18 protein-coding genes are annotated in these 18,892 nt (G+C 71.1%); 6 read left to right on the top strand and 12 right to left on the bottom strand.

Annotated features, from left to right (window positions below; genetic code table 11):
• The first annotated feature begins 36 nt into the window (after positions 1–36).
• Together EXE59_RS09390 and EXE59_RS09385 are read left to right on the top strand one after the other, a co-directional pair.
• Positions 37–939, top strand: a complete 903-nt coding sequence (locus EXE59_RS09390; RefSeq protein WP_246056666.1) for a carbohydrate kinase family protein — start codon at positions 37–39, stop codon at positions 937–939.
• Positions 936–1,841 (top strand): pseudouridine-5'-phosphate glycosidase, encoded by a 906-nt coding sequence (locus EXE59_RS09385; protein ID WP_135838669.1) that lies wholly within the window; start codon positions 936–938, stop codon positions 1,839–1,841. Before EXE59_RS09390 ends, EXE59_RS09385 begins: the two co-directional genes overlap by 4 nt.
• On the opposite strand, the gene EXE59_RS09380 is transcribed toward EXE59_RS09385, so the two are convergent.
• The gene (locus tag EXE59_RS09380) at positions 1,834–2,214 is read right to left on the bottom strand and encodes a DUF6916 family protein (protein ID WP_135838668.1); all 381 of its coding nucleotides are present in this window, start codon (positions 2,212–2,214) and stop codon (positions 1,834–1,836) included. The two genes, EXE59_RS09385 and EXE59_RS09380, sit on opposite strands and share 8 nt — an antisense overlap.
• A gap of 44 nt (positions 2,215–2,258) precedes the next feature.
• Here EXE59_RS09380 and EXE59_RS09375 point away from each other — a divergent pair, with 44 nt between their 5' ends.
• Positions 2,259–2,573, top strand: a complete 315-nt coding sequence (locus EXE59_RS09375; protein WP_135838667.1) for a DUF6916 family protein — start codon at positions 2,259–2,261, stop codon at positions 2,571–2,573.
• Between the two features lie 29 nt (positions 2,574–2,602).
• Here the strand turns inward: EXE59_RS09375 and EXE59_RS09370 are convergent, their stop codons facing one another.
• From EXE59_RS09370 to EXE59_RS09345, 6 genes are all read right to left on the bottom strand, one after another.
• On the bottom strand, positions 2,603–3,094 hold the full coding sequence (locus tag EXE59_RS09370; protein ID WP_135838666.1) for a GNAT family N-acetyltransferase: 492 nt from the start codon (positions 3,092–3,094) through the stop codon (positions 2,603–2,605).
• A 5-nt stretch (positions 3,095–3,099) separates the two neighbouring features.
• Entirely contained in the window at positions 3,100–3,621 is a 522-nt protein-coding gene (locus tag EXE59_RS09365; protein ID WP_135838665.1) for a phage tail protein, read from the bottom strand.
• 10 nt (positions 3,622–3,631) lie between these two features.
• Complete coding sequence (locus EXE59_RS09360; RefSeq protein WP_135838664.1) at positions 3,632–4,135, bottom strand: phage tail protein; 504 nt, start codon at positions 4,133–4,135, stop codon at positions 3,632–3,634.
• A gap of 9 nt (positions 4,136–4,144) precedes the next feature.
• A complete protein-coding gene (locus tag EXE59_RS09355) occupies positions 4,145–4,642 on the bottom strand; it encodes a phage tail protein (protein ID WP_135838663.1) in 498 nt (165 codons plus the stop codon).
• 24 nt (positions 4,643–4,666) lie between these two features.
• Positions 4,667–10,873: an Ig-like domain-containing protein gene (locus tag EXE59_RS09350; protein ID WP_135838662.1), complete on the bottom strand. Its 6,207-nt coding sequence runs from the start codon at positions 10,871–10,873 to the stop codon at positions 4,667–4,669.
• A 133-nt stretch (positions 10,874–11,006) separates the two neighbouring features.
• Complete coding sequence (locus EXE59_RS09345) at positions 11,007–11,294, bottom strand: glutaredoxin domain-containing protein (protein ID WP_135838661.1); 288 nt, start codon at positions 11,292–11,294, stop codon at positions 11,007–11,009.
• 33 nt (positions 11,295–11,327) lie between these two features.
• Here EXE59_RS09345 and EXE59_RS09340 point away from each other — a divergent pair, with 33 nt between their 5' ends.
• Both EXE59_RS09340 and EXE59_RS23725 read left to right on the top strand, forming a co-directional pair.
• A complete protein-coding gene (locus tag EXE59_RS09340; protein WP_135838660.1) occupies positions 11,328–11,744 on the top strand; it encodes a VOC family protein in 417 nt (138 codons plus the stop codon).
• On the top strand, positions 11,741–11,917 hold the full coding sequence (locus EXE59_RS23725) for a hypothetical protein (protein WP_168218466.1): 177 nt from the start codon (positions 11,741–11,743) through the stop codon (positions 11,915–11,917). The genes EXE59_RS09340 and EXE59_RS23725 overlap by 4 nt, the downstream gene beginning before the upstream one ends.
• On the opposite strand, the gene EXE59_RS09335 is transcribed toward EXE59_RS23725, so the two are convergent.
• Positions 11,901–12,746, bottom strand: coding sequence for an alpha/beta fold hydrolase (locus tag EXE59_RS09335; RefSeq protein WP_135838659.1), 846 nt, complete (start codon positions 12,744–12,746; stop codon positions 11,901–11,903). The two genes, EXE59_RS23725 and EXE59_RS09335, sit on opposite strands and share 17 nt — an antisense overlap.
• 364 nt (positions 12,747–13,110) lie before the next feature.
• Here EXE59_RS09335 and EXE59_RS09330 point away from each other — a divergent pair, with 364 nt between their 5' ends.
• Positions 13,111–14,289, top strand: coding sequence for a NosD domain-containing protein (locus EXE59_RS09330; protein WP_135838658.1), 1,179 nt, complete (start codon positions 13,111–13,113; stop codon positions 14,287–14,289).
• Positions 14,290–14,455: 166 nt separating this feature from the next.
• Here EXE59_RS09330 and EXE59_RS09325 read toward each other — a convergent pair whose 3' ends face one another.
• The 4 genes from EXE59_RS09325 to EXE59_RS09310 form a co-directional block, all read right to left on the bottom strand.
• On the bottom strand, positions 14,456–15,373 hold the full coding sequence (locus tag EXE59_RS09325; protein ID WP_135838657.1) for a carbohydrate ABC transporter permease: 918 nt from the start codon (positions 15,371–15,373) through the stop codon (positions 14,456–14,458).
• Complete coding sequence (locus EXE59_RS09320) at positions 15,370–16,251, bottom strand: carbohydrate ABC transporter permease (RefSeq protein ID WP_246056665.1); 882 nt, start codon at positions 16,249–16,251, stop codon at positions 15,370–15,372. Before EXE59_RS09320 ends, EXE59_RS09325 begins: the two co-directional genes overlap by 4 nt.
• Before the next feature lie 75 nt (positions 16,252–16,326).
• Complete coding sequence (locus tag EXE59_RS09315; protein ID WP_135838656.1) at positions 16,327–17,646, bottom strand: ABC transporter substrate-binding protein; 1,320 nt, start codon at positions 17,644–17,646, stop codon at positions 16,327–16,329.
• Positions 17,647–17,768: 122 nt separating this feature from the next.
• Entirely contained in the window at positions 17,769–18,791 is a 1,023-nt protein-coding gene (locus EXE59_RS09310) for a LacI family DNA-binding transcriptional regulator (protein WP_135838655.1), read from the bottom strand.
• Positions 18,792–18,892 lie beyond the last annotated feature (101 nt).

The following is an 18,892-nucleotide window of genomic DNA, read 5'->3' as shown; positions in this document are numbered from 1 at the left end:
GATGCTGCTGCGCCCGCGTCTGTCAGGATCTGCGACGTGAAGCACTGGGTGGTGGTCGTCGGCGGGACCAACATGGACGTCGTCGCGCGCACCTCCGCCCCCCTGGTCCCCGCGACCAGCAACCCCGGCCACACCCGCATCTCGCCGGGAGGGGTCGGCCGCAACATCGCCGCCTGCCTCGGCCTGCTGGGCGCCCCGGTACGCCTGGTGTCGGCGGTCGGTGACGACGCCTTCGGCGAGGAGGCGCTGCGGGTCACCGCCGCGTGCGGCGCCGACGTGGGGGCCGTACGCCGGGTGCCGGGCGCGACCGGCACCTACACCGCCGTCCTCGACGACCGCGGTGAGCTGGTGGCCGCGGTCTCCGACATGGCGGTCGTCGACGCGCTCGAGCTCGACACCGTCCACCTGACCGACGCCGCGCTGGTGGTCGTCGACGGCAACCTGGCCCACGACCAGGCGGCCCGGGTCGTGGCCGCGGCCTCTGCGGCCGACGTCCCGGTCGCCTTCGAGCCGGTGTCGGTCGCCAAGGCGGCCCGGCTCTCGGACCTGGTGCGCGACCTGTTCCTCGTCACCCCCAACGCCGATGAGCTCGCCGCCCTGACGGGCCGGCCGGCCGGGGACTGGCGGGCGTCCGTCGACGACCTGCACGCCCGCGGCGTCGAGCACGTCTGGCTGCGCCACGGCGCCGAGGGGTCGTGGATGTGCACCCGCGAGGCCGAGCCCGTCCACCTGCCCGCCGCCCCTGCGACCGTCGTCGACGTCACCGGGGCCGGCGACGCGATGCTCGCCGCCTGGGTCGCGGCCTGGCTGCGCGGCGCCGACCCCGTCGCCGCGGCCCGCGACGGGCACCTCGCCGCAGCCGCCACCATCGAGAGCCCGCACACCGTCCGGCCGGACCTGGCCGAAGCCATGCACGACCTCACGAGGGAGCACCGTTGAACCTGACCGTCACCGACGGGGTCCGCGACGCGCTCGCGTCCGGCCGGCCCGTCGTCGCGCTGGAGAGCACGATCATCAGTCACGGCATGCCCTACCCGCAGAACGTCGAGATGGCACGCACGGTCGAGGGCATCGTCCGCGACGGCGGTGCGGTGCCCGCGACGATCGCGGTGCTGCACGGTCGCCCGACGATCGGGCTGTCCGCCGACGACCTCGAGCTGCTCGCCTCGGACGAGTCGGTCATCAAGGTCTCCATCCGCGACCTGCCGTACGTCGTCTCCCGCGGCCTGCACGGCGCGACGACGGTCGCCTCGACGATGCGGCTGGCCGCCCTCGCCGGGATCGGCGTGTTCGTGACCGGCGGGCTTGGCGGCGTCCACCGCGGCGCGGAGACGTCGTACGACGTGTCGGCCGACCTCACCGAGCTCTCGACCACCTCGGTCGCGGTCGTATGCGCCGGCGTGAAGAGCATCCTCGACATCGGCCTGACCCTGGAGAAGCTGGAGACGCTGGGCGTGCCGGTGCTCGGCTACGGCACGGACGAGTTCCCGTCGTTCTTCTCGCGGTCCTCGGGATTCGGCGCCCCGATGCGCGTCGACTCCCCCGTCGAGGTCGCCGCCCTGATGCGGGCGAAGTGGGACCTCGGGCTCGCCGGCGGAGTCGTCGTCGCCAACCCGATCCCGGCGGAGTCGGAGATCCCCGCCGACGAGATCGGCGCGATCATCGACCGGGCCCTCGGCGACATGGACCGCCTCGGCATCCGCGGCAAGGACGCGACCCCCTACCTGCTGGGGCGCATCGTGGAGATCACCGACGGTGAGTCCCTCAAGGCCAACATCGCGCTCGTCGAGCACAACGCGCGCCTCGGTGCCGCGATCGCGATGGCGTACGCCGTTAGTTGACGACGACCTCGTAGGTGCGCCGGCGGCGGTCGCTGGGCACCACGAAGATCACCGTCGGGCGGAACCCGGGACGGCGCAGGGTGTAGGTGCCCTGCGGCGGTCCGGGGGTCGCACGGCGGAACGTCAGGGCGAACGAGCGCTGCTCGCCGCGGGCGGCGTGCTCGAGGTCCTTGACGTGGGTCAGCTTGACCGACCAGCTCCGCGTGCCGTCGGTCAGCCGGAACTTCCGTCCGCGCAGGCGGGTGAACCGCCGGCGGGTGTAGAGGTCGCGGACGCCGGCCGCCCCGGCGGCTCCGGCGGGAAGGCCGACGGCCAGGGTGGCGGCGCCGGCGGCGCTCGCGCCCAGCACGGCTCGGCGGGACATCTCGGTCATGACGTGCTCCGGGGGTCGGTGGAGGGCGGGACTAGCATCGGTGCGTGACGAGAATCGAGTGGCTCACCCACGAGCACTTCGCTCCTCTGGTCGGCCAGGACATGGCGGTGGACGCCGGGGCGCGCGGGACCGTGACGATGCGGCTGGTCGAGGCGACGGTCGGCACGCAGCCGGGCGGTCCGGGCCCGGAGGGCCAGCAGCGGCTGCAGTTCTCGCTGGTCCTCCTCGGGCCGGGCGGGCAGGTCCTGCCCCAGGGCACGTACGCCGTGACGCACGAGGCGGTGGGCGAGCAGCACCTGTTCCTGGTGCCGCTGGGTCGCGACGACGCGGGCGTGCGCTACGAGGCGGCCTTCGCCTGAGGCGAGCACCGTCCCCGTCGCCCCGGCCCTCATCCGGTCCACTCCATCCGGCGGTAGACGCCGAGGTCGGCCACGACGGCGAGGCCCAGCCGGGCGTACAGCTCGGCGGCGCGGTTGTGCGCCTCGACGTGGATGCTCACGATCCGTCCCGTGGCCCGCGCCTCCTCGATGAGGTCGCCGAGGAGCCGGGTGCCGATCCCGGCGCCGCGGGCGTGCGGCACCAGCGAGACGTCGACGACGCGGATGTCCCCGGGACGACGGTCGACGATCAGCCGGCCGACCGGGTGTCCCCCTACCTCGACGACGTCGAAGGAGCCGTGCGGGTTGTGCCGGCGGTACTCGGTGTCCTGAGCGGTGAACTGCATCCGGACGAACGCCTCGAGCTGACCGGGCGCCCACGGCACCTGGGCCAGCTCCTCCTCGCGGGTCGAGCCGTAGAGGCCGACGAGGAACTCGCGGTCGGCGTCGGTCGAGGGGCGGAGCGTGACGTCGACGCGGCTGTCGGGGGTGACGGTGGCCATGCCGGTCACTGCCTCGGGGGGAACACGCCCTGGAGGGCGATGTTGAAGTAGAAGGTCAGGTAGGGCTGCATGTTGTTGTGCGGCTGGTCCCCACCGACCGGGGCGAGCGAGTCCGCCGCCAGCGGTACGGGGTTGTCCGGGGTGTCGCGGTAGACGACGTTGTTGGCACGACCGAGCACGCGGTCGGGACCCGGCGCCTGCAGGACGGCCGGACCAGCGCTGGCGTTGACGGCGTGGGTGTGGGACGGGATCTCGCTCTGCAGCAGCGCCACCGTCTCGGTGCCGGCGGACTCACCGAGGTCGTGGAGGCTGAGCCCGGGGCCCTGGCCGGGGTGCATCGGAGCGCGCCCCTGCAGGTCGGGCAGGGCGAAGTTCGACTTGCCGTCGCCGCCGTACGTCGTGCCGAGCAGCGAGAAGAGGGCCGTGTTCTGCGACAGCGGCATGAGCTGGCCGTCGCACCACGCCCAGCCCTTGGGCGCGAAGTTGAACGGGAAGATCCGGATCTCCGCCACGAACGGGTCTGCCATGGGTGGTTCCTTACGTCGGGGAGGGGAAGATGCCGAAGAGCGAGATGATGTGGCTGATGCAGAGGTAGGGCTGCATGTTGGTGTGCGGCTGGGAGCCGCCGACCGGCCCCACGGACTGCGCGGCCATCGCCGCCGAGGCGGGCCCGGGTCGGTAGACGTTGGACGAGCCGCTCGCGGCCAGGACGCTGCCCACGGGGCTCGCGGCCGACCCGACGGCCGTGCTGGCGAGCAGGGCGTGCGCGTGCGCGGGGATCTGCTGCGTCGTCAGCGTCACCTCCTCGACGCCGCCGGTCTCGGCGAGGATGAAGCCGTTGCCCTGGTGGACCGGGATGCGGCCCCTCAGGTCGGGGAGGGCGAAGGTGGACTCGCCGTCGCCGCCGTAGGTGGTGCCGATGAGCTGGAAGAGGGTCTCGTTCTCGGAGATGGGCAGCAGCTGGCCCTCGCAGAACATCCACCCGGCGGGTGCGAAGTTGCCGGCGAACATCCGGATCTCTCCCACGTAGGGCTGTGCCATGTCACGTCCTCAGTTCGGGCTCGGGAAGATGCCCTGCAGGGCGATGCAGAACGACAGGGTCAGGAACGGCTGCATGTTGAGGTGGGCCTGCGACCCGCCCACGACACCGCTGGTGGACGGGTCCAGGGCAGTCAGCTGCGCGGGCGGACCGTAGACCTGGCTGGAGCGCCCCACGACGTTGTCGGTGGGCAGGACGACGTCGGCGTCGCTCGCGGACCCGGTCAGCTGGTGGGTGTGGGTCGGGAGCTCGGCGATCGACAGGGTGTGGGCCTGCTCGCCGCCGCGCTCGCCGAGGGTGTGGCCGTTGCCCACGTGGATCGGCACCCTGGCCCGCAGGTCGGGCAGCGCGAAGTTGACCCGGCCGTCGCCGCCGAACGTGGTGCCCAGCAGGCTGAACAACGCCTGGTTCTGGTTGATCGGCAGGAGCTGGCCGTTGCACGGCGCCCAGCCCTTGGGGGCGAAGACGAAGCTCATCAGCCTGATCTCCGACAGGAACGGCTCAGCCACGGCTTCCTCCAGTGGTCTCGTACGTCATGGGGTGCCGACCGCCTGGGCACAGGTGGTGGCGGTGGTCGCGGTCGGCGGGTTGCCGTAGGTGTCGAAGTAGAGCCCTGGGCTCCCAGGGTTCTTCGCGAGCAGGCTCGCCTGCACCGCCGCGACCGTGGCGACGTTGACGTCGGCGAACCTCAGGACCGCGCTGCCGAAGCGGTCCATGGCGACGTCCGGCAATCCCTGGTTGCCGAGCTGCTCGAGGCCCGAGTTGTTCTCGAGGTCGACGCACACGTCGCTCGTGTCGGTGCCGAGGCCGCCGGCGAAGACGTACACGCCCTCGAAGACGTTGGGCGTCGCGTCGGAGGCGCCGAAGGTGTTCCCGGCCACCGTGTAGTCCGCGTCGCCCGTGCCGTCGTTGTGGGACAGCTCGAGCGCCCGCCCGCCCCAGTTGGCGATCGTGTTGTTGCGGATCTCGACGCGGGTCGTGCCGCTGCCGTGCGCCCAGCCCCAGATGCTCGACCCGCTGTCGACCTGGGGGTCGAGCGCGCCGGGCTGGGCGTCGTCGATGTCGTTGCCGACGACCCGCGCGTCGAGGGTGCCGGTGTGGCTGGCGAGCGTGTTCAGGATGATCTCCGCACCGGAGGCGCTCTTGATGTCGTTGTTGGTCACGCTGGCCCGCACGACCGCCCCGCCACCGGCGTTGATGGACACCTGCGGGCGTCCCGGGGCGGCGTTCGCGCTGCCTCCGGAGAGGTCGTTGTCGTTGAAGGTCAGGGTCTGGGTCGCCGAGTTGGCCGAGTCGGTCTGCATCGAGAAGCCCGGATCGGCGTTGAGCGAGAAGACGCTGCGCTGCACCGTCGCGGTCATCGTCGAGCCCTGCTCGCCGCGCAGGCGCAGGCCGGCGTTGTTCTTCGAGTCCGTGAAGGTCGACCCGTCGACGTCGAGCGTGGTCGTGCCCGTGGTGCTGCGGATGTGGGCGTTGGAGTCGTCCGAGCCGGACACGACCGTACGCACGATCTGCGGCGTCCCGGTCACGTCGAGGTAGTCCAGGCCGCGCTCCTCGGCGCCGCCCACGTGGCTGTTGCCGTTGGAAGTGACGAGCGAGTCGACGAGGTCGAGGTCGTTGACGGTGGTGGCGCGGATGCCGTCGTCGCCGCCGTTGGCGATGCGCATGGCGGTGAGGGCGACGCCGCCGGGGACGTTGGTCAGCGAGACCCCGGCACCCGTGGAGCCCAGGACGGCGCCGCCGGTGCAGGTCGGAATCGCCACGGTGCACGACCCGCCGGTGCCGGTCACGACGAGCCTGCCGTTGGCGTTGGTCGTGCCGTTGAGCACGATGCCGTTCGCGGCGCCGTTGGACGCGACGCGGCGGAACGTGAGGTCGTCGTCGTGGATCGTGGTGGAGGTGACTGTGAGCGGGGTGCCGGTGGTCGCCTGCAGGGCGTTGGTGCCCATCGGGTCGAGGACCGCCACCGTGCCCCCGCCGGTGGCGGTGAAGGCCGGCTGGGTGGTCGTACGGACGACGAGGCCTCCGTCGAGCCGCACCGTCGCACCTGAGTTGGCGGTCAGCAGGACGCCGAGCTCGCCGCCGTCGCCGTCACCGTTGTCCGTGATGGCGCCGTTGAAGTCCTTCACCCCACCGGTGGTGCCGGTCACCCGGAGGAGCCGACCGACGTCGCTGGTGATGGTGCCGCCGTAGGTGACCGCGCCGCTGCCGCCGTCGAGGTCGAAGGCGACGCCGCCGGCGCCGACGTTGGTGATCGTGCTGCCCGATCCGGCACTGAACGTTCCGGTGCCGAGGCCGGCGAGGTTGATGCCGTCGGTGGTGCTGTTGGCCGAGTCGACGTCGTCGAAGGACAGGCTCGCACCGGGCGTACCGGTGACGTCGATGGCGGGGCCGCCGTCGATGGACACGTCCGAGGTCCCCGCGCCGGGCACGGTGACGGCGCCGGCGTTGGACAGGCGGAAGGCGGCCGTGGAGCCGGTGACGCCGGTCAGGACCAGGTCGTCCAGGGAGCCGTCGCCCAGCGCCAGGGTGCCGGTGGTGTTGACGAGGGAGACGCCGCCGACGCTCGACCCGGTGGACCGGACCTCGGCGAGGACGCTGCCGGCGCCGAGGGCGGTGCCCGTGAGGTCGAGCGCCTTGGCGCCGCTCGTGGTGACGGTGTTGGCCCCGACGGAGGTGCCGAGCGTGACCGTCCCGGCGTTGGCGAGCCGGATGCCGGTGGCGCCGGTCGAGCCGCCGGTCTGCACGACGAGGCCGCTGACGTCCCACGTGCCGGTGGTCGCGTCGAGCTCCAAGCCGGGCTGGGTGCCGGCTGTGCCGGTGTCGACGACCCGCACGTCGTGGATCGTGCCGTTGCTGGCGGAGGCACCGCCGAAGATGCCGCCACCGGTGCCCTGCGGGTCGATCGCGACGCCGCGCACGGTGTTGCCGGCGGCCAGCGTGACCACGTCGGCGTCGGTGTCGGTGATCGTCGGACGGGCCGCGGGGACGGCGCTGCGCAGCAGGACGCCGCCCACCCGGAGCTCCGCGACCTCGCCCACCAGGCGCTGCCCGGCCTTGAGGTCGACGCCCGCGGCGTAGCCGGTCGAGGTGTCGTCGCCGTCGAGGAGATAGATCGTGTGGTTCGCCGCGGAGGCGCTCTGCGCCTGCGCGAGCGTGTCGAACGGCGCAGCGGCGGTCCCGGCGTTGCCGGCCGCGCTGTTCGAGACGTACCAGACGCACTCGCTGAGCGTGATCGTCACCCGGCCGGTGTCGGTGGCCGGGGTGGCCGCGGCGTCGGCGACGGTGTAGTCGAAGAAGTCGCTGGTGTCCGTGCAGCTCGTGCCGGCGGCAGGCGTGTAGGTGAAGTCGCCGTCGGCCTCGAGGACGACCTGGCCCCCGTCGTTGGTGGCGAACGTGCCGGCCGTGACGACGAGGGGTCCGGGACCGTCCACGTCGACGTCCCCGTCGAGCAGGTCGGCGCTCACCGTACGGCTCGCGTGGGCCACGGTGGGTGCGGCGTCGCTCGGGTCGTCGCCGATGAGGGTCGTGTTGCCGATCGCGCCGGCCACGGTCTCGTCGTCGGCGACGGGCGCGTCGTTGACGCAGGTCACGCTCATCGACACGGTGGCGGTCGATCCCCCGTCGAGGGTGTAGGTGAAGGTGTCCGGCGCGCCGCCGGCGCCCGAGGTGCAGTGGTCGGCGTCGGGGGCGTACGTGAGGCCGGTGCCGCCGCCGGTGATGACCACGGTGCCGTCGGCCGGCTGGGTCGCCGAGGCGATCACCTTCGGTCCCGCGTCGACGTCGGTGTCGTTGGCGAGCACGTCGACCGCGCCCGCGCCGGAGTCCTCGACGACCGTCGCCGCGTCGTCGACCGCCACCGGGGCGTCGTCGACGCACGTCACGGTCACCGACACCGTCGCCGTGAAGCCGCCGTTGAGCGTGTAGGTGAAGGTGTCCGGGGTCCCGCCGCCGGTGGAGTTGCAGTAGTCGGCGTCCGGGGCGTACGTGACGCCGGTGCCGCCGCCGGTGATGACCACGGTGCCGTTGTCGGGCTGGGTGACCGACCCGACCTCCTTGGGACCGCCGTCGGTGTCGGTGTCGTTGGCCAGGACGTCGATCCCCGTGGCGGCTGCGTCCTCGAGGACGGTCGCCGCGTCGGCGACTGCCGTCGGCGCGACGTCGCAGGTGACGGTGACCGACACCGTCGCCGTGCTGCCGCCGTTGAGCGTGTAGGTGAACGTGTCCGGGGTCCCGCCCGGGTCGGTGTTGCAGTAGCCCGCGTCCGGGGCGTACGTCAGGCCCGTGCCGCCGCCGGTGATGGCCACGGTGCCGTTGTCGGGCTGGGTGACAGACCCGATCGCCTTCGGGCCGCCGTCGACGTCGGTGTCGTTGCCGAGCACGTCGATCGCCGTCGCGTCCGCGTCGACCAGGAGGCTCGCCGCGTCCGCCATCGCCACCGGGGCGTCGTCGACGCAGGTCACCGTCACCGACACCGTCGCGGACGACCCGCCCGCGAGGGTGTAGGTGAAGGCGTCAGGGCCGCAGGAGTTCGCATCCGGGACGTAGCGGACACCGCTGCCGCCGCCCGTGATCGTCACCGCACCGTCGGCCGGCTGGGTCACCGAGGCGACCGACTTCGCGCCGCCGTCGACGTCGGTGTCGTTGGCCAGGACGTCCACGTCGGCGGGCTCGTCCTCGCCGGTGGTGACCGCGTCGTCCACCGCCACGGGGCTGTCGTCCACGCACGTGACGGCGACGCTCACCGTGGCCGTGGAACCGCCGCCGAGCTGGTAGGTGAAGCTGTCGGCCGCGGCGTCGGGGACGCCACCGCCGGGAGCGTTGCAGTAGTTCGCGTCGGGGGCGTAGGTGAGGCCGGTGCCGCCACCGGTGACGACCACGGTGCCGTTGTCGGGCTGCGTCACCGAGGCGACCGCCTTCGCGCCGGCGTCCACGTCGGTGTCGTTGGCCAGCACGTCGACCGCGCTCGCGCCGGAGTCCTCGAGGACCGTCGCCGCGTCGTCGACCGCCACGGGAGCGTCGTCGACGCAGGTCACGGTCATCGAGACCGTCGCCGTGTCGCCGCCGTTCAGCGTGTAGGTGAAGGTGTCCGCGACGGTGCCGGGCGGGGCGTTGCAGTAGTTCGCGTCGGGGGCGTAGGTGAGGCCGGTGCCGCCACCGGTGACGACCACGGCGCCGTCGTCGGGCTGCGTCACCGAGGCGACCGTCCTCGCGCCGCCGTCCACGTCGGTGTCGTTGCCCAGCACGTCGATCGCGCTCGCGCCGGAGTCCTCGAGGACCGTCGCCGCGTCGTCGACCGCCACGGGAGCGTCGTCGACGCAGGTGACGGTCACGGAGACGTCGGCCGTCGAGCCTCCGGGGACCAGGCTGTAGGTGAAGGTGTCTGGACCTCCCCCGGCGGAGCTGCAGTAGTTCGCGTCCGGGGCGTACGTGAGGCCCGTGCCGCCACCGGTGATGACGACGGTGCCGTGGTCGGGCTGGGTGACGCTGCCGATGACCAGGTCGTCACCGTCGGCGTCGGTGTCGTTGGCGAGCACGGGGATCGCGCGCGCCGGGTCGTCCTCGTCGACCGTGGCGGAGTCGTCGACCGCCTGCGGGTCGTCGGGCACGCACGTGACGTCGACGGTGACCCGGCCGACGTCGGTGCCGCCGCGACCGTCGGACACGGTGTAGTCGAATCGACCGGCCGCGGTGCCGCAGAGGTCGGCGTCGGGGGTGAAGCGGATGGTGCTGCCGGCGAGTGCCACCGTGCCGCCCGACGGGGCGGACACGTCGGTGACGGTGAGCGGGTCGGAGTCCACGTCGTTGGCCGCCGGGCTGCCGGGGCCACTGACGGGCAGGACGAGCGAGGTGTCCTCGTCGGTGGAGAAGGTGTCGTCGACGGCGGTCGGGGAGGCGTTCTCGTCGACGTCGAGGACCGACACCGCGACCACCTCGTCGTACGTCGCGCCGGCGCGGTCGGTCACCCGGACGCGCAGCGAGAGCGTGGCGTCGCGCTCGAAGTCGAGCACCGCGGCGGTGAGCAGGCGCCGGCCGTCGACCGAGAAGGACGCGTTGTCCGCGTCGCCCGTGCCCGTGGCGAGCGTGAAGCGGTGGGTGTCCTCCTCGTCGGGGTCGGTGACCGTCAGCACGCCCACCTGGGTGCCGACCGGTGCGTTCTCGACGACGGTGGCGGGCGCCAGCACCAGGTCGGTGGGCGCCGCGTTGCGGCGCGGGAGCTCGCAGGTCCGGGACAGCTTGTCGCCGGCGTCGGCGTACGCCCGGTCCTTCCTGCCTTCGTCGCAGCGCAGGTCGTCCTCGAAGCGGGTGGCATCGCGGGCGTGCAGCCGGTCGTTGCCGCGGCCGCCGCGCAGGACGTCGTCCCCCGTGCCGGCGCGGAGCCGGTCGTCGTGGCGACCGCCCTGGAGGTAGTCGTCGCCGGCGCCGCCGACGAGGCGGTCCTCACCGGCGCCACCGCGCAGCACGTCGTCCCCGCCTCCACCGCGCAGCACGTCGTCGCCGGTGCCGCCGCAGATGACGTCGTCACCGGGCCCGCCCACCAGGACGTCGTCGCCACTCGTGCCGGTGATCGTGCAGGCCAGCTCGGCTGCGGCGCGATCGGCGGCGTCGGAGGTGTCGGAGGTGTCGGCGGCCCCGGCGAGGGGCACGGGGAGCACCGCTGGGAGCACCGCTCCGAGAAGTGCGAGGACGACGACTGCCGGCCAGGTCGGGCGCGACCGGGTCATGGTGCTCGAAGCCACGGAGGGTGCTCTCTGCTCGCTGCGCCCCCGTCTCGCGACGGGAGGGTCCGACCGACTCGGGCCGCGCCCACACTGGCACGCCCGGAAGGGTGGTGTGGCGGGTTTGGCGCAATCCGCCCGGCTCGCGCCGATCTCAGACGGCGGCGCGGACGTCGCCGGGCGGCGGGTTCGTGTGCGGGACGCCGCCGATCACGACGGTCGGCACGACCTCGTCGCCGTCGTTGACGCTCCTGACGTACGCCGACGCGTCGGCATCGGCCCAGACGTCGACCCACACGACGTCCCTGGCCTTCTTGCCCAGGGTCAGCTGGAGGCGCCTGCAGAACGGGCAGCCCTTGCGCCAGTAGACGACCACGCGGCCCTCCTCGGCCGCGCGGGCACCCTCGGCGGCAGAGACGGAGTCGGGCTTCCGGTCGAACATGGCGACCAGTATTGGCCGTGCTTGGATCGACGCATGGCCTCCCGACTCACCGAGATCTCCCTCGACTGCCACGACCCCGACCGGCTGGCGGACTTCTGGACGGCTGCCCTGGACTGGGTCGTGCTCGAGCGCGAGCCCGGGCTGGTCGAGGTGGGGCCGGCCCGCGCCACCGACCAGGCGCTGCTGGACGCCGTACGGTCCGGGCCCGTGCCGCCGACGATGTTCCTGGCCGCGGTCGAGGAGGGCAAGGTCGTCAAGAACCGGATGCACCTCGACCTCTCCCCCGTCGACCGCTCCCGCGACGAGGAGGTCGAGCGACTGCTCGCGCTCGGGGCGACGCGGGCCGACGTCGGTCAGACCGGCGAGGAGTCGTGGGTCGTCATGGCCGACCCCGAGGGCAACGAGTTCTGCGTGCTGCGCAGCCTCGCGCCGGGCCACTTCTCGCTGTGAGCCGCACTGCCGGCGAGCTCCTCGCGTCGTACGGCCGCAGCCTGGCCTGGCAGCTGCCGGTGGCGCTCGTCCTTGTGCTGGCGCTCTGGATCCTCGGCATCGAGGAGTGGCTGAGTGCTGGTCTCGGCGTCTTCGTCGGTCGGGTAGTGCCGGACCTCAGGCCTCGGTCATGAACTCTCGCAGCACCCGCGCGAAGCGGTCCGGGTCGTCGAGGTGCGGGAAGTGGCCGGCGCCCTCGAACAGCTCCACCCGGCACTCGGGCAGCGCGCGCTGCGCGCTCAGCGCGTGCCACGCCGGGATCATCCGGTCCTTCGATCCCCACACGACCATCGTCGGCGGCGGCGTCACCGACTCGAGGTGGTCGTGCGCGCTGATGCTCTGGCCGCCGAAGTCGATCACCGCCCGCGTGGTCGCGAGGAACGCGCGCCGGCTCTCCTGGTCGCCGAGCGAGGTGAAGCCGCGCCAGATGGCACCGATGTCGGCCCCGGGCTTCCAGCCGACCCGCTGCGCGCCCCGGCCGAGCGCCTCCACCTTCTCGAGGACGGGCGCGGAGGCGATGACGCCGAGGACCTGCTCGGCGCCCGGCAGGGTGGCCGAGCGCAGCACGAGGTTGACCTCCCGCCCGAGGCCGCCGCTCGCGACGAGCACGAGCCGGTCCACCCGCTCGGGGAAGAGGTAGTAGAACTGCATCGCGATGCCGCCGCCCAGCGAGTGCCCGACGAGCGTGACCCGCTCGATGCCGAGGTGGTCGAGCAGGTCGCGCAGGGTCGCGGCGTGCGAGCTCAGCGAGTAGTCGCCGGTCGGCTTCGCCGAGTCGCCGTGCCCGAACAGGTCGGGCACCACCACGCGGTGGTCGTCGTCGACCTGGTCGACGAGGTGGGACCACTGGCGCTGCGAGCCCAGGATGCCGTGGATGAACAGGACGACCGGCCCTGAGCCACTGTCGACGTAGGACAGCTCGTGGCCGTGGAGAACGACCGTCTGCGGAGCCAGGGGGATCATCGTTCCTCGCGGGGGGTCGGAGGGCTGGTTACCCCACGGTAGCCCCGCTGGCGGCCACTGCGGCCCCACTGCCCATCGAGACGTTTGCCCGACCTTGATGCTCAGCGACTCCCACACCCTTGTGAGATGCACCACTTTGAGCCTAGATTTCCGCCATGACACCTATCGAAACGTTTGTCTCTCTCGGACAACTACCCCTGTCGCGCCGTCGTGCCCTGCAGGGACTCGCTGCCGCAGCCGTCGTCGGTCACGCGACCGGGCTGGCCAGCTCTGCTGTGAGTCCCGCGGGGGCCGCAGCCGCCTGGCAGTCGCCGCCCACCTACGCCGGCATCGTCGGTCTCATCTAGTCCGAAGGAGACGCCCCATGGCACCCACCGTCTACGACGTCACGACCTGGCCCGGCGCGACCGTGTCCCCGTACTACGACATCGGCCTGGTGATCAATCAGATCATCGCCGACATCAAGTCCCAGCAGAGCACGAAGACCACGCGGCCCGGCGCCGTCATCTACATCCCGCCGGGCCACTACGACCTCCGCACGACGGCAACGATCGACGTCGGGTTCCTGACGATCAAGGGATCGGGACACGGATTCCTGTCCGAGGCGATCCGGGACGAGGCCAACACCACAGCCTGGATCGAGACGCTGCCCGGCTCCAGCCACGTGCAGGTGGTCAACAACAACCAGGTCGGCTTCCTCGTCAACCGGTCCGCCGACCCGGGCACCAACGGCCGGCTCAACTCCATCGTCTTCCAGGATTTCTGCATCGACGGAGTGGCCAGCTCCAAGCCCTACCTCCCCGGCAACGGCAAGACCGGCATCCGCGTCCAGTACGACACCGACGCCGTCCGCGTCGAGGGCATGGGCTTCGTCTACCTGTCGACCGCGCTCTCCATCAGGAACGCCGACGCGTTCAACATCACGAACAACTTCATCGGCGAGTGCGGAAGCTCGATCCTGATGACCGACAGCTCGATCGTCGGCAAGATCACGAACAACTACCTGATCAGTGCCTGGGCGGGGAACTCGATCTTCATCGAGAACAACGAGAACTGCCTCATCAGCGGCAACAGCCTGCTGTGGGGAGCCCGGATCCAGATGAAGAACGTGAACCGCGCAGTCATCACCGGCAACAAGTTCGTCTCGAACTTCTCCGGGATGATCGTCCACGAGACTCCGTGCCACGAGCAGCTCGTCTCCGGCAACCACTTCCGGCGCATCTTCGGCGACGGCGGGCCGGCCAGGAACGACGACCTGTACGGCATGGTGCACCTGAACGGCAACGACAACTCGGTCACCGCCAACATGTTCTCCTTCGATGTGCCCGCTGGCAGCATCGTCCCGTCGGGGGCGACACCCACCGTGGTGCTCGTCCGCGGGGGCACGCGCAATCAGCTGGCCACCAACAAGCTGGTGTCCAACGTCCCGGTCCGCCACGTGCTGGACGCCAGCAGCACCGCCACGAAGGTCCTGTGGTCCGGCACCGCGGCGCAGGTTCAGGACCTGACCGGCGGCAACGCGTCCGTCGTGCCGACCCCCTGAGGGCTGGGTCGCGCCCGCTCGGGCACAGTTGGGCCCGCCGCCTCAGCGGCGGGCCCGACGCTTGTCGCGCCGATGACACCTGCCCCGTACGGCGCCCGGGGGTCGGTTGCTGGAGGCTAGCGCGCCGGCCGCGCGTCAGCGGCCGCGACGTGCTCTTCGGCCACGGTCACCCCTTGACCGCCCCGGCGGTCAGGCCGGCGATCACGTGACGTTGGAACACCGCGTAGATCGCGAGCTGCGGGACTAGCACGAGTGTGGCAGCGGCCATCATCCCGCCGTAGTCGACGGTGTACTGACCCTGGAACTTCGACACTGCCAGCGAGACCGTCGCCATGTCCGGGTCATTGATCAGGATGGAGACGAACGGGAACTCGTTGAACACGTAGACGACGTTGAAGATCAAGATGGTGGCGATCACCGGCTTCATCGCCGGCAGGACCACCGACCAGCAGATGCGGAACAGACCGGCGCCGTCCATGATCGCCGCCTCCTCCAGCTCTGCCGGGAAGTCGCGGAGGAAGCCGGTCAACAGCAACGTGTTGAAGGGGATCGAGACCGCGATGTACGGGAGGATCAGCGCGGCGTAGGTGCCGAAGATCCCCAGCGCGAGGTCGAGGCGGTAGATCGGGAAGAGCAGGACGTAGACCGGCACCGCGAGCCCGGCGAGCAGGTAGAACCGCAGCGACGACTGGGCGGCACGCCGCCGGAACACCATCCGGGTCAGCGCGAACGCGGCCATGAACGACACCACCGCGCCCAGGGTCACCGAGGCGACCGCGACGATGAGGGTGTTCTTGTACATCTGCACGAGCGGGAGCGACTCGATGGCGTTGCGGTAGTTGTCGAACGTCAGCGCGTCGAAGGAGAACGGGTCGGACAGGATCTTGTCGCTCGGCTGGAGTGACAGGAGCGCGATCCACAGGATCGGGAAGACGATCAGGAAGGTCACCAGGTAGGCGGCCGCCCCGACGGCGACCAGGCCCCGGCGCCGGCGCGGACGCGGACGTGGCGGGCTCGGGCGGGTGGCCCTCACCGCTGTCGGGGTCACGCCGGTGGGCACCTCGGTGCTGGACGTCTGTGTCATGCCAGGCTCCGTCGGCGGCTCACGGCCAGGTAGGCGAGGGTCGTCAGGGCACCCAGCACGAAGACGATCACGGCGATCGCCATGCCCGAGCCGTAGCGCTGGTTGGTGAAGGTGACGAAGTACATGTAGCTCACGAGGGTCTCCGAGCGATGCACGGGACCACCGCCAGTGAGCATGTAGACCAGCTCGAAGATCTTGAACACGTTGGTGATCAGCAGGATCGCCACGATGGCGAAGGTCTCGCGCATCATCGGGATGGTGACGTGGCGCAGCTGCTGCCAGTGCGAGGCCCCGTCGAGCTCCGAGGCCTCCATGACGTCCCCGGGCAGCAGCTGCAGCCCCGCGTAGAAGATGGTCATCGCGAATCCGATGCTGCTCCAGACGAAGACCAGCGACACGGCGTACGGCGTGAGCGTGTTGCCCCCGATCCACTGCACCGGCTCGACGCCGAGCGGTAGCAGCAGCCGGTTGAGCAGTCCGATCTTGGGGTCGAGGATGAAGACCCAGATCAGGCCGACGAGGATCGGCGCGATGATCGCCGGCCCGAAGACCAGGGCCCGCAGACCGCCGGCGCCGCGGACCTTGTGCCTCAGCAGGAGAGCAAGGGCGAAGGAGGCGGGGACCAGGATGGCCAGGCTGACCACCAGGATCACGACGGTGTTCCTCAGCGACTGCCAGAAGAACGGGTCGTCCAGGAGGGCGACGTAGTTGTCGAGGCCGACGAACTCAGCGGCACCGAACCCGGCGGAGTTGGTGAAGCTGTAGGCGATCGCGTAGCCCACGGGGTAGACGAAGAATGCGGTGAAGAGCACCAGCGCGGGTGCCAGCATCACGGCGATCTTCCAGCGGTTGCTGACCCAGACCATGGTCGAGCTCATTCCATCTCGGGAGCCGCCGGGCGGCTCTGTGGCTCGGGGTGCGCCCGCCACGGAGGCGGGCGCACCCCGGGGCGGTCATTCGGCGTCGATCGCCTTCTGCACCAGGGCCACGGCCTCCTCCGGGGAGAGCTGGTCCTGGATCACGCCGTAGATGCTGTCGTACATCGCCGTGGCGACTGCGGTGGACACCAGCAGGTCGGGCTGCGACTCGGGGCTGCTCAGCTCCGGGTCGGCGGCGACGTCGAGGGCCGACTTCAGCACGGCCTGCTCGGCGGGGTCGATCTCGGGCTCGTAGTCGGTGACCGGGGGCTGGGCGTTGTCCACGAGGAGCTGCTGCGCCTCGTCGCTGTAGTAGAAGTCGAGGAACTTGGTGACTGCGTCCAGCTTCTGCTCGTCGTCCTCGACCTTGTGGTCGACCACCAGCGGTGCGGAGGCGACATTCATGACGATGTCCTGCTCGCCCACACCGTCGTCGAAGGTGGGCCCGTTCCAGAAGGTGGTGTCGTCAGCCACCTCCGAGTCCTGGATCTGCCCGGCGGCCCAGACGCCTGCGTCGAGCATCGCCGCCTTCCCGTTGAGGAACTGGTCCACGGCCTGCGGATAGGTCTGCGTCGAGACGTTCGAGGCGAAGGCGCCGGCGTCGCGCAGCTCGGCGATGCGCTCGTACATCCGCACGAAGTCGGGGTTGTCGAAGCTCTCCGAGCCGTCGAGGATGCCTTCGATCTTGTCCTCGTAGCCGAACCGGTTGAGCCACACCAGGAAGGACCAGACGCTGAAGGCCGACTGACTCGCGCCGTTGGAGATCGTGACGATGCCGTTCTCGTCGAGCGCCCGCGCCACCTCGACGAGCTCGTCGAAGGTGGTGGGCTGCTCGAGGCCGTTGTCAGCCAGGATCTTCGTGTTGACCCAGAGGCCGGTCAGCAGTGCCTGGTAGGGCACGCCGTAAACCGTGTCGTCCACGGTGAAGTTGCTGACCGTGCTCTCCGGCAGCCTCTCGAGGACACCGAGCTCCTCGAGGGTGGGCTCGAGGTTCATCAGCTTGCCTGCCTCGAGCATGTCCTCGGCGGTCGCCTTGTAGACCCAGAAGATGTCGGGAAGCGTGTCGCTCTGCGCCGCGATCGACAGGCTCTGCAGGTGCTCGGCCACCGGCTGGCCGCCGACCTCGACGTCGACGTCGGGGTGGGCCTTCTCGAAGGCCTCCACGATCGCCCAGGTCGCGGGGTCGGCGGTCTCGACGTCCGCGCTCTGCATCGACAGGGTGATGGTCGTCTTGCCGTCCTCCGTCTGGGCGTCGCTGGCGTTGCTGCACGCAGCGAGGACCACCAGGGACGAGACGGACAGGAGCGAGCCGGCGAGCCGGCGCCGCCGGCGACCGGCGAGGCTGCGAGCAGACATGAGCGTTTCCTTCGTCAGAGGGGATGGACCCGAGCACGACCGCTAGTGTATCGAAACGTTTGCGCGAATCGTTTGCGCGAATTTACGTGGCACCCGTCACAGGTGTCAAGCACCGGTCCGCGTCAGTCGCGCGCCACGGCGAAGTCGAAGTCCTCGCTCGACGCGCGGAGCTCCAGCCGTTGCTGGAGCCGGGTCGTACGCGGGCTCGAGGGACGCTCGCTGCGAGACGACTGGAGCCGCTCCAGGAGCATCCCCACCGCTGCGACTCCCATGTCGAAGGCCGGCTGGCGGACGGTCGTGATGGGCGGTTGGAACAGGTCCGAGTGGTCGAACCCGTCGAACGTGGCGAAGGCGATGTCGCGCGGTACCTGCATCCCTTCCTCGCGCAGGCACTCGAGCGCGACCACGGCCAACGGGCTGCTCGCGGCGATCACGCAGGTGTGCTCGCGGCGAGCGAGGACGCGCGCCAGGTCGGCCCTGAGCTGCACGGGGTCGGTGCCCTCGAGGACCGTCGTGGCATCGTCGCCGTCCCGCGGCGCCACGTCGCGGAAGCCGGCCAGACGCTCGGTCAGGGTGGGCACCCTCGTGTCACCGGCGACCACGAGGAAGTCCCGGTGGCCGGCCGCGAGCAGGTGCTCAGCCAGGCGCCGCATGCTCTCCCGGTTGTCGGCGCCGACCTGATCGCAGGGCGCCCCGTCGTACACGCGGTCGAGGAGCACCACCGGCGGCGACCCGCTCGCTACCTGCTGTTCGACCTCCACGGTCGACAGGGGGCATCGCGCCAGTATCAGCCCGTCGACACGGCGCGTGAGCAGTGTTCGCACGGCCCGCGCCTCGCGGTCGGCGTCCTCGGCCGAGTTGGCCAGGAGCAGGGTGAGGCCCTGCTCCGTGGCCGCGTGCTCGACCCCGTGCACCATCTCGGCGAAGGCCGGCTCCCCGGCGTCGGAGACGACGAGGCCGATGCTGTCGGTGCGTGAGCGCCGCATGGCGCGAGCCACGGCGTCCTGGCGGTAGCCCGTCTTCTCGATGGCGTCCAGCACCCTCTTGCGGGTCTTGGGCTCGACCTTCCTCGTGCCGTTGAGCACGTGCGAGACAGTTGAGGTAGACACCCGCGCCAGCTGGGCGACCTCCACGATGGTGGCCATCGAACTCCGTTCAAACGTTTTCGTGCTGCTCCGGCTACGTCCGCAAGAGACGTCATTGCGCCAACCGTAACGCGTAGCAGTCGGATCGGCGCGCCATTGCG

The organism is Nocardioides eburneiflavus, assembly GCF_004785795.1.
In the GTDB taxonomy this organism is placed as follows: Bacteria; Actinomycetota; Actinomycetes; order Propionibacteriales; family Nocardioidaceae; genus Nocardioides; species Nocardioides eburneiflavus.
This window is presented reverse-complemented; position numbering and strand designations above follow the sequence as displayed.

Bases quoted from the DNA above. Each gene is read 5' to 3' on its own strand.
- EXE59_RS09380 (WP_135838668.1), bottom strand. From the start codon at position 2,214: ATGACCGAGATGTCCCGCCGAGCCGTGCTGGGCGCGAGCGCCGCCGGC.
- EXE59_RS09370 (WP_135838666.1), bottom strand. From the start codon at position 3,094: ATGGCCACCGTCACCCCCGACAGCCGCGTCGACGTCACGCTCCGCCCC.
- EXE59_RS09365 (WP_135838665.1), bottom strand. From the start codon at position 3,621: ATGGCAGACCCGTTCGTGGCGGAGATCCGGATCTTCCCGTTCAACTTC.
- EXE59_RS09360 (WP_135838664.1), bottom strand. From the start codon at position 4,135: ATGGCACAGCCCTACGTGGGAGAGATCCGGATGTTCGCCGGCAACTTC.
- EXE59_RS09345 (WP_135838661.1), bottom strand. From the start codon at position 11,294: ATGTTCGACCGGAAGCCCGACTCCGTCTCTGCCGCCGAGGGTGCCCGC.
- EXE59_RS09340 (WP_135838660.1), top strand. From the start codon at position 11,328: ATGGCCTCCCGACTCACCGAGATCTCCCTCGACTGCCACGACCCCGAC.
- EXE59_RS09335 (WP_135838659.1), bottom strand. From the start codon at position 12,746: ATGATCCCCCTGGCTCCGCAGACGGTCGTTCTCCACGGCCACGAGCTG.
- EXE59_RS09330 (WP_135838658.1), top strand. From the start codon at position 13,111: ATGGCACCCACCGTCTACGACGTCACGACCTGGCCCGGCGCGACCGTG.
- EXE59_RS09325 (WP_135838657.1), bottom strand. From the start codon at position 15,373: ATGACACAGACGTCCAGCACCGAGGTGCCCACCGGCGTGACCCCGACA.
- EXE59_RS09320 (WP_246056665.1), bottom strand. From the start codon at position 16,251: ATGAGCTCGACCATGGTCTGGGTCAGCAACCGCTGGAAGATCGCCGTG.
- EXE59_RS09315 (WP_135838656.1), bottom strand. From the start codon at position 17,646: ATGTCTGCTCGCAGCCTCGCCGGTCGCCGGCGGCGCCGGCTCGCCGGC.
- EXE59_RS09310 (WP_135838655.1), bottom strand. From the start codon at position 18,791: ATGGCCACCATCGTGGAGGTCGCCCAGCTGGCGCGGGTGTCTACCTCA.